At 53.5% G+C, this 13,061-nt stretch carries 14 protein-coding genes; 12 read left to right on the plus strand and 2 right to left on the minus strand.

Annotation, left to right across the window (positions count from 1 at the left end; all coding sequences use genetic code 11):
• Nucleotides 1-121 precede the first annotated feature (121 nt).
• Nucleotides 122-307 carry an FAD-binding protein gene (locus EDD73_RS03505; protein WP_207668798.1) on the plus strand — a complete coding sequence of 62 codons (186 nt, stop codon included), beginning with the start codon at nt 122-124 and terminating at the stop codon, nt 305-307.
• Between the two features lie 3 nt (nt 308-310).
• On the opposite strand, the gene EDD73_RS03510 is transcribed toward EDD73_RS03505, so the two are convergent.
• Nucleotides 311-1,267 carry a glycosyltransferase family 2 protein gene (locus EDD73_RS03510; RefSeq protein WP_131918375.1) on the minus strand — a complete coding sequence of 319 codons (957 nt, stop codon included), beginning with the start codon at nt 1,265-1,267 and terminating at the stop codon, nt 311-313.
• A gap of 269 nt (nt 1,268-1,536) precedes the next feature.
• Between EDD73_RS03510 and EDD73_RS03515 the strand changes: the two genes are divergently transcribed.
• The gene (locus EDD73_RS03515; RefSeq protein ID WP_131918376.1) at nt 1,537-2,274 is read left to right on the plus strand and encodes a class I SAM-dependent methyltransferase; all 738 of its coding nucleotides are present in this window, start codon (nt 1,537-1,539) and stop codon (nt 2,272-2,274) included.
• Nucleotides 2,275-2,413: 139 nt separating this feature from the next.
• Here EDD73_RS03515 and cobT read toward each other — a convergent pair whose 3' ends face one another.
• Nucleotides 2,414-3,517 carry a nicotinate-nucleotide--dimethylbenzimidazole phosphoribosyltransferase gene (cobT, locus tag EDD73_RS03520; protein WP_131918378.1) on the minus strand — a complete coding sequence of 368 codons (1,104 nt, stop codon included), beginning with the start codon at nt 3,515-3,517 and terminating at the stop codon, nt 2,414-2,416.
• Between the two features lie 194 nt (nt 3,518-3,711).
• On the opposite strand from cobT, the gene sigK reads away from it, so the two are divergent.
• From sigK to aroC, 10 genes are all read left to right on the plus strand, one after another.
• Entirely contained in the window at nt 3,712-4,425 is a 714-nt protein-coding gene (gene sigK / locus EDD73_RS03525; RefSeq protein WP_131918380.1) for an RNA polymerase sporulation sigma factor SigK, read from the plus strand.
• Between the two features lie 217 nt (nt 4,426-4,642).
• Nucleotides 4,643-5,083 (plus strand): MarR family winged helix-turn-helix transcriptional regulator, encoded by a 441-nt coding sequence (locus EDD73_RS03530; protein ID WP_131918382.1) that lies wholly within the window; start codon nt 4,643-4,645, stop codon nt 5,081-5,083.
• Nucleotides 5,080-5,886: an HlyD family secretion protein gene (locus tag EDD73_RS03535; protein WP_243116775.1), complete on the plus strand. Its 807-nt coding sequence runs from the start codon at nt 5,080-5,082 to the stop codon at nt 5,884-5,886. The genes EDD73_RS03530 and EDD73_RS03535 overlap by 4 nt, the downstream gene beginning before the upstream one ends.
• Complete coding sequence (locus tag EDD73_RS03540; RefSeq protein WP_131918383.1) at nt 5,886-7,196, plus strand: efflux RND transporter periplasmic adaptor subunit; 1,311 nt, start codon at nt 5,886-5,888, stop codon at nt 7,194-7,196. Before EDD73_RS03535 ends, EDD73_RS03540 begins: the two co-directional genes overlap by 1 nt.
• Nucleotides 7,197-7,205: 9 nt before the next feature.
• Nucleotides 7,206-8,726 carry a DHA2 family efflux MFS transporter permease subunit gene (locus tag EDD73_RS03545; protein ID WP_207668799.1) on the plus strand — a complete coding sequence of 507 codons (1,521 nt, stop codon included), beginning with the start codon at nt 7,206-7,208 and terminating at the stop codon, nt 8,724-8,726.
• A gap of 81 nt (nt 8,727-8,807) precedes the next feature.
• A complete protein-coding gene (gene pyrF, locus EDD73_RS03550) occupies nt 8,808-9,692 on the plus strand; it encodes an orotidine-5'-phosphate decarboxylase (protein ID WP_320055171.1) in 885 nt (294 codons plus the stop codon).
• Between the two features lie 40 nt (nt 9,693-9,732).
• Nucleotides 9,733-10,308: an orotate phosphoribosyltransferase gene (gene pyrE, locus EDD73_RS03555; protein WP_131918387.1), complete on the plus strand. Its 576-nt coding sequence runs from the start codon at nt 9,733-9,735 to the stop codon at nt 10,306-10,308.
• A gap of 15 nt (nt 10,309-10,323) precedes the next feature.
• Nucleotides 10,324-10,881 (plus strand): YqeG family HAD IIIA-type phosphatase, encoded by a 558-nt coding sequence (locus tag EDD73_RS03560; protein ID WP_243116776.1) that lies wholly within the window; start codon nt 10,324-10,326, stop codon nt 10,879-10,881.
• A 53-nt stretch (nt 10,882-10,934) separates the two neighbouring features.
• The gene (gene aroE, locus EDD73_RS03565; RefSeq protein ID WP_131918389.1) at nt 10,935-11,813 is read left to right on the plus strand and encodes a shikimate dehydrogenase; all 879 of its coding nucleotides are present in this window, start codon (nt 10,935-10,937) and stop codon (nt 11,811-11,813) included.
• 63 nt (nt 11,814-11,876) lie between these two features.
• Nucleotides 11,877-13,052 (plus strand): chorismate synthase, encoded by a 1,176-nt coding sequence (aroC, locus tag EDD73_RS03570; RefSeq protein ID WP_279222075.1) that lies wholly within the window; start codon nt 11,877-11,879, stop codon nt 13,050-13,052.
• Nucleotides 13,053-13,061 lie beyond the last annotated feature (9 nt).

Consider the following 13,061-nt stretch of genomic DNA (forward strand, 5'->3'; position numbering starts at 1 on the left):
TGGAACATTGAAAAGTCTTTTCTTATCTGTTCGGTTTGGTGATCTGCCAAAACAGTAGGGTTTTGCCTGCCTTATAGCAATCCGTAGTTATGGTGATGTTTGCCTAAATGAAGGCGGTGCGTTGTTACACACTCGCAAAATGGACCGTTTTGTCACTTTTGATCAGGCAACTGGTCGGCTCTGTTGTGAGGCGGGCATGTTATTAAAAGAAATCTTTGACAAGGTGTTGCCCCAGAACTGGTTTTTACCTGTTACGACGCCGGGTACGCAGTATGTTACGGTTGGCGGTGCAAAATGGAATGCTTAAAAATTAAACGGCTTTACGTATCGATTCACTGGGCTTACTGAATGATTCGGTATGATATACAGGGCGGTTTTTGACTTCGATAAAGATTCGGGCAATATATTCGCCGATCACACCAAGACAAATCAATTGGATACCACCCATGAAGAGAATGATGGATACTGTTGAGGCCCAGCCGGTTACGGTTTTGTTGGTAAACAAAGCTTCATAAACGATCAACAAGATGCTGGAAAGGCCGATAAAAGCAACGATAAGTCCGATGTTGGTCGCCAGTTTTAAGGGGATGGTTGTAGCAGAGGTAATACCGTCAATGGCCAAACGGATCATACTTGGCCAATTGTAATGGGTTTGTCCGGCGGCGCGCTTGGGGCGAACAAATTCAATCTCCGTCGTGCGATAGCCTAGCGAAGGAACTAAAATGCGAAAAACCCTGTTTTTCTCAGGAAGCGCATTGAGTTCATCCAAGATCCGCCGAGAAATCAGTCGATAATTACCAACATTTTGGGGGATATAAACTTTTCCGCTTAAGTGATTGATTAGTTGATAAAATTTCATGGCTGTCCAACGTTTGAGCAAGGAATCCTCATCGCGGGAGGAACGTTTGGCATTAACCACATCATATCCTTGCTCCCATTTTTCGACCATTTGAAGGATAATTTCCGGAGGGTCTTGTAAATCGGCATCCATGACAATGATGGCATCGCCCGTTGCGTAATGAAGGCCAGCTGACACGGCCGCTTCGTGGCCAAAGTTTCTGGATAAATTAACCACACCGATATTGCTGTACTTAAGTTTCATGGAAAGCAATAATTCATAGGTGGTGTCATGAGAACCATCGTTTACAGCAATGATTTCTGTTTCATAATTTTTCAATTGGTTAAGTATGTGGTTGATTTGTTCAAAAAAAATACTCACCATTTGAGATTCATTGTACATAGGTACAATAATGCTAATTTTTTTCATGGATACTACTCCTGTTTGGTTGAATTGAAGGGTATTGAATTCGTAGAGGGAACTCTGTGGGTTTTAATGGAAAAAGAGTCGACTAGGGATTTTTTTCTTGAACATACTATAGAATCAGTATTCATTTCAAGCAATAGTAGTACGAAATATTTAATATCGAGTTTGACAAGAGGGCTTAATATGGAACCAATGATATCAAGATAATAAGAGGACACAAGTGACCGTGGAGTTCAATGGATTCAACGCTGATCAAAAAGGGGTGAAATATAATGGATGTCAAAATGTATAATCAATTTAATGATATAGAAGAACAACACTGGTGGTTTGTGGCTCGCCGACTGATTGTAGAAAAGATCACGTCTCGGTATATTTCTGCTTCAAGGGTTGTTGATGTGTTGGATGCTGGATGTGGAACTGGCGGAAATTTAGAAATGATTAAAGAATTTGGTGCTCATATCTATGCTATGGAAAAGGAAGCATGGGCAGCGGAAATGGCCACGAAGAAAAGTGGGATTGCTGTTTCTAAGGGATCTTTGCCTCATGAGGTGCCTTTTTCGCCATTGTCTTTTGATTTAATTTTTCTTCTTGATGTGCTGGAACATGTAGAGAATGATCAGGACGCTTTAAAAGTCTTATATTCATTGTTGCGACCCGGGGGACACCTTGTTATAACGGTGCCTGCTTTTTCTTTTTTATGGAGTTACCATGATGAGTATAATCATCATCACCGGCGTTATCGGTTGCCTGATCTCATGCATAAGGTTAACGCCGCTGGTTTCAGTGTTCGGTATAGGAGTTACTTTAATTTTTTTCTATTTCCCTTAATTATGTTACTGCGGTATTGGAATGAGATAACGGGAATGAGGGAAAATGATTTAAAACTCCCTGCGCCAATATGGAATCGTTTGTTAACCTCATTGATGACCAAGGAAGCGGATTTAATGCAACGTTATTCATTGCCATTTGGTGTTTCAGCACTATTCGTTGCTCAGAAGGATAGTGAATAAGATTTGCATATGGGCTTGAAAGTGTTTGGAGTGCAACAAACCCCGGGACGTCTTTTTTTGGTGTCCGGGGTTTGTTATATGAACAGTATAATAATCGGATACACTATTCACTTCGCTGAATAGGAGTAAAGGTATAATCTTAAAGGTGCCCCCACGGAATGTCTTTTGCCTTTTGCGTCTCCGAGGGCCGAGAAATCGATATGGCCACGCCGGCGCTTTCAAAGGTAGCCATTTCATGAAGCATCTTCAGCGCAGCGTCGGCCATGATCATGGCCAAGCAAGCACCGGTGCCTTCGCCGAGGCGAAAGCGCATGTGTAGCATGGCTTCCAGGCCGAGGTAGCTGAGCATGTGTTGGTGGCCTGGCTCTATTGAAAGATGAGAACCGATCATATAGGCTTTACAATCAGGGCTGAGGGACGCAGCGATGACGGCAGCCGCAGTGGAGATAAAGCCGTCCACCACAACGGGGACTCTTTCGGCGGCTGCGCCGAGAATGACACCGACAAGACCGGCGATCTCCAGTCCGCCCACTTTGGCCAAGATATCGATCGGGTCTTGGGGGTTGGGTTTATTAACGGTAAGCGCTTGGTTGACGATGGTGATCTTGCGCTGGAGGCGGCTGTCGTCAATGCCGCTGCCACGTCCGACAACGCGTTCTGCCGATTCGCCTTTGATGGCGGCGATGATGGCGGCGGCGGCGGTGGTGTTGGCGATGCCCATTTCACCGGTGGCCACCATCCCGACGCCGCAGCGAACGAGCTCTGCGACAATGTCGGCGCCGGTCAAAATAGCTTTTTCCGCTTGCTCACGGGTCATGGCCGGACCTTGGGTCATATTTTGGGTGCCATAGGCAATTTTCCGTTTGATCAAGCGGGGCATGTCCGGCAAGTCGACGGCCACACCGATGTCCACACAGACAACTTCAGCGCCGGCGTGACGGGCCATGACGTTGGCGCCGGCGCCTCCGCTGCTGTAGTTCATGGTCATTTGGGTGGTAACTTCCGGTGGAAAGGCGCTGATTCCTTCGGCGGCGACACCATGATCGCCGATCATGATGATTAAAGCTTTGGCGGGGATCGGCGGGCGAGGATCCTGATAAATGGCCGTAAGTTGGCAGGCCATGTCTTCGAGAACACCGAGGCTGCCGATTGGCTTGGTCAACGTATCGAGATAGGCCTGTGTTTCAGCCATTTGTTCTTGATCGAGGGGCTTGATCCGGTTGAGGAGTTGCGTAATGGTCATGGTGCCTGAGATCCTTTCTGTGCGGAAATGGGGCGATGCTTGCGGGTATTACGTTTAAGCTTATCATGGTGGGCAGTGGGAATCAAATGTTGATGGAATTATTTCGCATTGTTCCGCTCAACGATGAGTCAAGCACGCTGGCCCTACGGGCGCCATAGACTGTAAGACAGCATGGTGAGCGGGAGGTGCCCTGGATGATACCAACGATCGTGGCGGCATTGATTTTCCCCTTTATCAAAGGGATCACGGCGCTCTTGAGTTTCATCTCGAACAATGCCTTTCCTCAACCCTTATCGGAGAAGGACGAGGCTGACTGCTTGTGTAGGCTACGGGAGGGTGATGAAGCAGCACGACAAAAGTTAATCGAACATAACTTGCGCTTAGTCGCTCACTTGGTCAAGAAGTTTGACGGCACCGGCGAGAACAATGATGACCTCATATCCATCGGCACCATCGGCCTGATCAAAGCGATCAATACCTTTGATGCCGGCAAAGGAACAAAACTGGCCACTTATGCAGCACGCTGTATTGAAAATGAGATCTTAATGCACCTGCGGGCGATGAAGAAGTGTCGTGGTGAAGTGTCGCTTTATGATCCGATCGGTGTTGATAAGGAAGGCAATGAAATTACGCTGATTGATATTTTGGGAACGGAGCCAGACTCCGTGGCCGATGTGGTGGAAAATGCTTTGGAGCAGGCCCGGGTATTGGAGCGGTTAAAAAAGTTGAGCAAACGGGAGCGCTATGTCGTGGAACTGCGCTTTGGGTTATTGAGCGGTTGCCGGCAAACGCAGCGGGAAATCGCGCGCAATCTGGGGATCTCCCGGTCCTATGTCAGCCGGATCGAAAAGCGGGCAGTCGGCAAGCTCATGAAGGAAATGTGCGTGAATGAGAGCAAAGAGAACTGAATGAGAACCTCGACTTACCAGTGGTGAGCCGGGGTTATTTTTTTCTAACGCTGCCAGACGGTGAATACGGCGAGCCAGGTCCTTTGAAAGGATTGTTTTTCGAGCACACGTTGACTATAATGAACTGGTGACCGTGACGCTGGTTCGTTATGGTCTGTTTTTTGACGAGATATTTTCTGTCGAAATATTTCGTGTCCTAAATAAAAGGAGGTTGGCCATGGCGATTTCAGAGATCGCTCTTAGCAACCAGATACGCAAGTTGAGCAAGATCTTGAATAACTTGGCGTCGCGACAAGCGGCAAAGTTAGGATTGACGGTGCCGCAGGGAATGGTGATTCGTGAGATCTATGAGGAGCCCAAGACGATGAGCCAGATCAGTCAAGCCATTGGTTTGTCCTGTTCCACGACAACGGGGATCGTCGATCGGCTGGAGCGTGAAGGCTATGTCAAACGTATTCGTGATGATAGTGATCGACGGGTCGTCTGGCTGCATCGCGAAGAAAAGTTGGATGGACTGATCCGGCAGGTACGGATGATGCAGGACCAATTTTATGTGCAGATTTTTGCTGATTTGAGTGCTGATGAAAGAGCCCAAGTAGCGAAAACAATGACCATGTTAATTGACAAGCTGGAGAAAAAGGACGGAGAAGGGGTATGACACAAAAACCGATGAGTGGTCAGGAGTCGGCAGCGGGACAAAACCCAATTGCGGGACAAAAGCCAACAGCGGAACATAAGCCGGCAAGCGAATCGAACCCGGCAACGGTAAAAACACCGACAACAGGTAGCAAATCGCCCTTGAGTCGGAAGCAGACGCTGTACGGGATTATCACGATGATGGTGCTTGGTGCAGTTGCGCTGGGCAGTTGGTTTTGGTATCAAGGTGCTTATTATGTGAAAACCGAAGATGCGCGCCTGGCCGGTGATGTGTATCGCGCCATGCCCCGAGTGACCGGTAAGATTTTATCGTTGCCTGTAGATGAGGGTGAACGGGTGGTGGCCGATCAGGTGCTGGGTCAGCAGGATACGACCAATCTATCGACGGGAACGCTCGATCACGCATTGTTGCGTGCGCCGGTGGCAGGTGTGGTCATCAAGAAGCTGGCACGGGAAGGGGAAGTTGTATCTACGGGCCAACCGGTAGCGATGATCGTCGATGATCAAAAGCTGTATGTGTCGGCGAACATTGAAGAAACGGAAATCAGCCGGCTGCAGATCGGACAATGGGCGGAATTTACGATCGATTCTTTTCCCGGTGTTCATTTTTCCGGCCGGATCAAGGAGATCGGCAAAGCGACTAATTCCACCTTTGTGTTGTTGCCTCCGGTGAATACAAGCGGTAACTTTACCAAGGTGACGCAGCGGCTCCCGATCAAGTTATCTATCGATGATCATCAGGGGCTGCCGTTGGCGCCGGGAATGAACGTGGTATTGAAGATTCATGTGAAAGGTAGTCGGTAATGATGGCAGGGAATGATCAATTTCTCGGTAGACATCTTGGTAACCATCGCGGTAACCATCTTGGACGGACAGTGCTCGCCGGAATCGACAAAAAGCCTGCCCATCCCATCGGTCGCTCGGTCATAGCGTCGCTGGCGATGCTTTTATTGTTGACAGCCGGCTGCACCGGGCCCAGTGATCTTGGGGCGAATAGTCCCATAACGGTAAAAGTGTTGCGGGTCGGTGACAGTGCCGGCAATGGGCTGCAACTGACGGGGCGCGTGATGCCCTGGCAAGAGATCAAGGTTGTTGCCAAGACGACCGGCCGTGTCGCCGAGGTGACGGTGGAAGAAGGCGCGATGGTACATAGAGGCGATCCGCTGGTGCGCTTGGAGTCGTCCGAAGCCCAGGCCGGGTTGCATCAAGCGCAGGCATCGTTGCAGGCGGCCCAGGCCAAACTGGCGGATGCCCAAGCTGGTACGCGTGAAGAGGAACTTCGCCGCTTGGAAAGTGTCGTAGCTAAGTCGCGGGCGGCTTGGGATGTGGCGTCACGCAATTATGATCGCAAAAAAGGGCTTTTTGATGGCGGTGCTCTCCCCCAAGCCGATCTGGACAATGCGGCGTTGGAGCGGGACAGTGCCAAAGCTGCTCTTGACCAAGCTGTCGCCCAACTGGATATGGCCCGGGCGGGAGCGACGGTGCACACGGTGGCTGCGTTGCAGGCGGAAGTGCTCAAACAGCAGGCAGCCATTGAGCAAGCCCAAGCGCAGTTGGATAACAGTGTCATCGTTGCCCCGGTCGATGGCATGGTGGCGGCCCGCTCCATTCATCCCGGTGAAATGGCCACGTCAGGTGCCACCTTGCTGAGCGTCGTGGCGATGCAAGATGTCAAGATCGAGTGTAGTGTTCCGCAAGAACGGATCGGCGAGATCATTCTCGGTGCACCGGTAGTTGTGCACGTTGCCAATGGGCAACGGACAGGAACGGTCGAGTTTGTTTCCCCCATGGCATCGGCCAACTCGATGGAATTCCCGGTGAAGATCAAAGTGGACAATCGCGATGGCGCTTGGCGGGCCGGCATGCAAGCCAAGGTGCAGGTAGCTGCGGGTAGCGGAGATAAACCGGTTGTGCCCAAGGCGGCCGTGCTGACCGGTGAAAGCGGTGCGACTGTATTTATGGTCGACGGCGATCGAGTGCATCAGCGAGCCGTGCAAGTGACCGAGCGGGATGGAGAATTTGTCACCGTCACGGAAGGTTTGCGTTTTGGTGACGTGATTGTGGCGAAGCCCACTCCGTTGCTGACGGAGAATGCGCTCGTACGGGCAGAATAGGGGGAAATGATGACTGACGGGTCTACGGAAGCAACATCGAAGTGGCTGGTGTTAGCCGTCATCGTGATGGGCACCTTTGTAACGGTCTTGAACAACAGCTTGATCAATGTGGCCCTGCCGAAGTTGACTGCTGTGTTCGGGTCAACGACGGAGAAAATCCAATGGGTCTTAACGGGATACATGCTGGCTTCAGCGCTGGTGGTACCGCCCAGTGCGTTTCTCGGCGATCGCTACGGCTATAAAAAGGTCTTTGTCGGGGCGCTTACGTTGTTTACACTCGGTTCCTTCCTCTGCGGAGTTGCTTGGAACGATACGAGTTTGATTGTCTTTCGCGTGCTGCAAGGGATCGGTGGCGGAATCGTGATGCCCGTATCGATGGTGATCATCTATCGGGTGATTCCCCGTGCGGAGGTGGGCACGGCCGTCGGGCTCTGGGGGGTCGCTTCGATGGCGGCGCCGGCCATTGGCCCGACGTTGGGCGGATACCTGGTGGAAATCGATTGGCGGCTGCTGTTTTTTATCGGTGTACCGATCGGCTTGGGGGCTATCTTTTTTTCCTGGATCTTGATTCAGGAGACACCGTCCAATCGGGAATTGCGCTGGGATCTGGGGGGATTGGTGCTTTCAGTCACCTTCTTTGGCAGTTTGCTTTGGGCACTGAGTCGAGGGCAGGCCGAGGGATGGACGTCTTTTTTCATCGTATCTTTGTTGTTTGTGGCCTTTTGCAGTTTGCTGTTACTGATTTGGGTGGAAACGGGGACGGAGCGGCCCTTGTTAGAGCTTACGCTGTTTACCAATCCGGTGTTTTTATTAAGCACCCTGTCGTCAAGCTTTGTTATGGTCGGTTTGTACGGCGGGATGTTTTTATTGCCCCTTTACTTACAAAATGTACAGGGCTTGACGCCGCTCGCTGCCGGAAACTTGCTGATGCCGCAATCGATCGCCATGGCGCTGGCCATGCCGATCAGCGGGAAGCTTTTTGACAAAATCGGTGTGGTGCCACTGGGGTTGGTGGGATTAGGTTTGGTCGGCATCACGACTTATGAACTGCATCTGTTGACTACGGATACGCCTTTTTCTTGGCTCGATGAAGTGTTGATTCTCCGGGGCCTGGGACTGGGACTTTGTTTGATGCCGCTGACGACGGCCGGGATGAATGCAGTGGCGCCGGCGATGACGGGGCGCGCTTCGGCCCTAGGGAACGTGACGCGGAACGTCTTTGGAACGATGGGCATTGCTTTGTTTACGACGATGCTGACGGACCGGCAAGCGTTTCACAATGTGCGGATTGCTGAAAGTCTTACCGTAGGCAGCGACGTGGCGCAGCAAGCGCTGAATATGTTATCGGGTGGCTTGGTGATGCTGGGCGGCGACGGTTTTAACTCGTCCGGTGGAGCCGGCTATGTTCTGTCGATGATGATGGCCAAGGAAGCCCTATCACGGGCCGTAGCCGATACGTTTTTTGCGTCGGCCTTGCCGATGTTTTTGGCGTTGCTGGTGGTACCGCTGTTACGAAAAGGCAAGGTGTAACGAAGACTGTCTCTGCTCAAAAGGCAGAGGCGGTCTTTTTTTGGGTTTTTGATGCTTGATAACGGGAATTCACGGGAAGGTATGGGGGAAAAAAAGGAGATTTCCTGGTCCAAGGCGAAGAAAACGGGGAAGAATATGCTGGTGACGACCGTTGCGGTGAGCGTCGTGAAGCAAGGGAGGCAGTTTGTGTTGAAAGCGAAAGATCGGTTAATTGTGGCGCTCGATGTGGATTCGTCGGAAGAGGCGCTCCAGATCGTACGCGAGGTCGGTGACTGGTGTGGTTTGTTCAAGGTAGGGATGCAGTTACATAATCGCGTAGGTTTCGCGATTACGGAACAGATCCAGGCGTTGGGCTACCCGGTTTTTTTAGATCTGAAATTTCATGATATCCCCAATACGGTGGGCAAAGCGGCGACGGTGGTGGCGCAAAAGGGTGTGGCCATGTTTACGATTCATGCCAGTGGTGGACAGGCCATGATGCGTAAAGCTGTGTCCGGTGCCCGCGACGGGGTATGGGGTGTGCCGGATCCGCAAGCGAGGCCTTGGGCGGAACCGATAAGAGGGAACCGCGAAATGCCGGTGATCTTGGCGGTGACGGTGCTCACCTCGATCTCGGGTGCGGTCTTGCAAGATGAAGTGGGTATGGATGGCACGGTGCAGGAGAATGTGGTGCGTTTGGCCAAGTTGGCTAAGCAAGCCGGCGTTACGGGGGTTGTTGCTTCGCCGATGGAAATTGCACCGATTCGTTCGGCCTGTGGTCGTGGTTTGGCCATTGTGACGCCGGGGGTGCGGCCGACCTGGGCATCCGGTGATGATCAGGCGCGGGTCATGACGCCGCGGGAAGCGATGCGTATCGGCGCCGATTATCTGGTCGTCGGCCGGCCGATCACGGCGGCGGCGAACCGGGCGGAGGCGGCGCAGCGCATTGTGGAAGAAATGGAAGCGGGCTTGGCGGAACGCGAATAAAGTAATAACATGATAAGAATCGTAGAAAGAGGGAGCCACGATGGAACAGTCACAAATCTTGGAGATTTTTCGCAAAAGCAATGCTTTGCTGGAGGGGCATTTTCGCTTGACTTCCGGGCGGCACAGCAACCGCTATGTGCAGTGTGCGCAAGTGCTGCAGTATCCGCAGTATACGGAAGTGCTGGCTGCGCACTTGGCGGAAAAAGTGCGTAGCGCTGTTGGGGTGCCTGATGTGGTCATCGGTCCGGCCATGGGCGGGATCTTGGTGGCTTTTGAAGTGGGCCGCGCATTAGGGGTGCGCTCTTTGTTTGCGGAACGGGAAAACGGTGCGATGACGCTGCGTCGCAGTTTTGCGATTCAGCCCGGTGAAAAGGTGCTGGTTTGCGAGGATGTGGTCACCACGGGCGGTTCGGTCCGGGAAGTGATCGAAGTGGTCAAGCAAGCCGGCGGGGTGCTGCAAGGGGTTGTATCTCTGGTCGACCGCTCGAATGGAACGGTGGATTTTGGAGTGCCTTTTTGGGCGGCCATGACGATGGAAGTGGTTTCGTGGGAACCGGAAGTTTGTCCGCTTTGTGCGGAAGGAACGCCGGCAATCAAGCCGGGCAGCCGTACGTAAGGTGGCGATGAGTGCATGAAGTTGTCCCTGAGAATGTTGAGACCGGCGCAGCGCGTTGATGCGGTGCCGCAAGTGGATGTGGAGGCCTTGTTGGCCCACGGTGTCAACGGTGTGATTCTGGATCTGGATAATACGCTGACCGAGTGGAATCAGCACGCCTTGTGTCCGAAGATTGCGTCGTGGCTGGCGGTCTTGCAGTCGCGGGGGATCAAGGTCTGTATTGTCTCGAACAATAAGGAAAAGCGGGTCAAGCCTTTTGCCGTAGGCTGTCAAGTGCCCTATATTTCCGGAGCGCGCAAACCGCGGCGCAAAGGTTTTTTGCGGGCTATGCATCTGATGGGGACGACGCCGGAGACGACGGCCGTCATCGGCGATCAAGTCTTTACTGATGTGCTTGGTGGCAATCGTCTGCGGATGCATACGATTTTGGTCAATCCGATCAGCCGCAAAGAGTTTCTCGGTACGCGGCTGGTCCGGCGGCTGGAAGGTTGGGTGCTTCGTGAGCGCCGTCCGCTACGCTTGCGTAAGCGGTTGTTTCGCCGTAATCAAGAGGGAGGATCGGCATCGCGCTGATCCTCTTTTCTTGATCTGTAAAGTAGGATGGAAGAAAGGTAGGAGCGCAAAGGATGATCAAATCAGGTTCGGCCATTGACGGCCATACGGCGTGGGTAGCATTGCTCGGGAACCCGGTAGGCCATTCCTTTTCGCCGGCTATGCATAATGCGGCCTTTCAAGCGGCAGGGCTGAATTGGGCTTACGGTGCATACCGGGTGGAAGCGGATCGGCTTGGTGAGGCGGTACGGGGATTGGCAGCGCTGGGATTCCGGGGAGCCAATGTGACGGTGCCGCACAAGCGGGCGGTGCTGGATGTTCTCGATCAAATTGATGAGCGGGCTGCCCGGATTGGGGCGGTCAATACGATCGTCTTTGATGAGGCAGGACGGGCAACCGGTTATAACACGGACAGTGATGGTTTTATTCGTGGATTGCAGGCGGACGGGATTGATGTGGCCGGCCGTTCCATCCTTTTGCTTGGTGCCGGTGGTGGGGCGCGGGCGGTAGCCTTCGCCCTGATCGACGAGGGTGTGCGGCAATTGACGATCGTCAATCGCTCCCGGGAAGCGGCTGAAGGGTTGATGGCCGAACTGCAGGCAGCTTGCACAGACAAGCTCGATATGCAAGTGATCAATTGGGACCCGGCAGCCTTGCGAGCGGCTGCGGCTGAAGCGGCCATCGTGATCAACGCTACATCGTTAGGGATGAGTACGCAGGGCCTCCAAACACCCTATCCGATCGATCCGGCGTTATGGCTTTGTCCGGGCTTGTTTGTGGCTGATCTGGTTTACCAACCGCGGGAGACGGTGTTGCTGGCAGCCGGTCGAGCAATGGGTTGTCGGGGGCAAAACGGACTGGCTATGCTGTTGTATCAGGGGGTAGCCGCTTGGGAGCGATGGACCGGCTGTCCGGCACCGGTCGATGTGATGCAGCGGGCGTTGCCGTTTTGACGGTAGGCAGTCGAAAGTTGATGCGTATAGAAGAGAGAGGCGAGCAGGATGGCAGGATTACGAATGCTAACAGCTGGAGAGTCCCATGGACCGGCCCTGACAGCGATTGTCGATGGGATGCCGGCGGGAGTACCGCTGGAAGTGGAGCAAATTGATGCGCAACTGGCGCGGCGACAAAAGGGTCATGGGCGGGGCGGTCGCATGGCGATTGAGCAGGACCAGGCGGTGATCCAGTCCGGTGTGCGCGGCGGTTTGACGCTGGGCAGTCCGATTACGCTGCAAGTGTATAATCGCGATTGGGCCAACTGGTCCACCGTGATGGCCGCCGGTACGGAAGCGGCCCTTGATGAGCGCCGCGTGGAACGGCCCCGTCCCGGTCATGCTGATTTGCCGGGAGCCGTGAAATATGGTCACCGGGACATGCGCAACATTCTGGAGCGTTCCAGTGCCCGGGAAACGGCAGTGCGTGTGGCCGCCGGCACGGTGGGACGGGCGCTGCTTCAGGCTTTGGGTATAGATGTAGTTTCCCATGTGCTGGCCATCGGTGATGTGGGCGATGTTGATCGTGACCAGGCGGCAGCGCTGCGTTCGCCGGCGGCCTGGCAAGCGTTGGCGGCGCAGGCGGAACATTCACCGGTACGCTGTGCTGATCCGGCGCTGGGTGCAGCGATGGTGGCCCGTATTGATCAAGCCAAAGCTGCCGGTGACAGTCTCGGCGGCGTGATCGAACTGGCCGTTACCGGTGTGCCGATGGGTCTAGGCAGTCATGTGCAAGCCGATCGCCGCTTAGACAGCCGAATCGCCGGCGCGATGATGTCGATCCAAGCGATCAAGGGTGTGGAAGTCGGCTTGGGCTTTTCAGCAGCGGTGCGGCCCGGTTCGCTGGTTCATGATGAGATTATCTATGATCCGGTTTATGGCTACGGACACTGCACGAATCGGGCGGGCGGCATGGAAGGCGGGATCAGCAACGGCGAAACGCTGGTGGTGCGGATTGCCATGAAGCCGATTCCGACGCTTTATACTCCTTTAAAGACGGTCCATATTGGCTCCCGGGAAGTGCAGTCGGCTTCGGTGGAACGGTCCGATGTTTGTGCTGTGCCGGCGGCGGCTGTTGTCGCGGAAGCGGTGCTGGCCTGGACGGTGGCCCAGGTATTGCTGGAAACTACCGGCGGTGACCAGATGGCGCAAGTACAAGCACGTGTTGCCGCGCTGCGACAAGCTTCGGTGGATTTTTAGGAAAGAAGG

Source organism: Heliophilum fasciatum (assembly GCF_004341395.1).
GTDB lineage: Bacteria > Bacillota > Desulfitobacteriia > Heliobacteriales > Heliobacteriaceae > Heliophilum > Heliophilum fasciatum.

Bases quoted from the DNA above. Each gene is read 5' to 3' on its own strand.
- EDD73_RS03540 (WP_131918383.1), top strand. From the start codon at position 5,886: ATGATGGCAGGGAATGATCAATTTCTCGGTAGACATCTTGGTAACCAT.
- EDD73_RS03545 (WP_207668799.1), top strand. From the start codon at position 7,206: ATGACTGACGGGTCTACGGAAGCAACATCGAAGTGGCTGGTGTTAGCC.
- pyrF (WP_320055171.1), top strand. From the start codon at position 8,808: ATGGGGGAAAAAAAGGAGATTTCCTGGTCCAAGGCGAAGAAAACGGGG.
- aroC (WP_279222075.1), top strand. From the start codon at position 11,877: ATGCTAACAGCTGGAGAGTCCCATGGACCGGCCCTGACAGCGATTGTC.
- EDD73_RS03510 (WP_131918375.1), bottom strand. From the start codon at position 1,267: ATGAAAAAAATTAGCATTATTGTACCTATGTACAATGAATCTCAAATG.
- cobT (WP_131918378.1), bottom strand. From the start codon at position 3,517: ATGACCATTACGCAACTCCTCAACCGGATCAAGCCCCTCGATCAAGAA.
- EDD73_RS03560 (WP_243116776.1), top strand. From the start codon at position 10,324: ATGAAGTTGTCCCTGAGAATGTTGAGACCGGCGCAGCGCGTTGATGCG.
- EDD73_RS03530 (WP_131918382.1), top strand. From the start codon at position 4,643: ATGGCGATTTCAGAGATCGCTCTTAGCAACCAGATACGCAAGTTGAGC.
- EDD73_RS03535 (WP_243116775.1), top strand. From the start codon at position 5,080: ATGACACAAAAACCGATGAGTGGTCAGGAGTCGGCAGCGGGACAAAAC.
- pyrE (WP_131918387.1), top strand. From the start codon at position 9,733: ATGGAACAGTCACAAATCTTGGAGATTTTTCGCAAAAGCAATGCTTTG.
- aroE (WP_131918389.1), top strand. From the start codon at position 10,935: ATGATCAAATCAGGTTCGGCCATTGACGGCCATACGGCGTGGGTAGCA.
- EDD73_RS03515 (WP_131918376.1), top strand. From the start codon at position 1,537: ATGGATGTCAAAATGTATAATCAATTTAATGATATAGAAGAACAACAC.
- sigK (WP_131918380.1), top strand. From the start codon at position 3,712: ATGATACCAACGATCGTGGCGGCATTGATTTTCCCCTTTATCAAAGGG.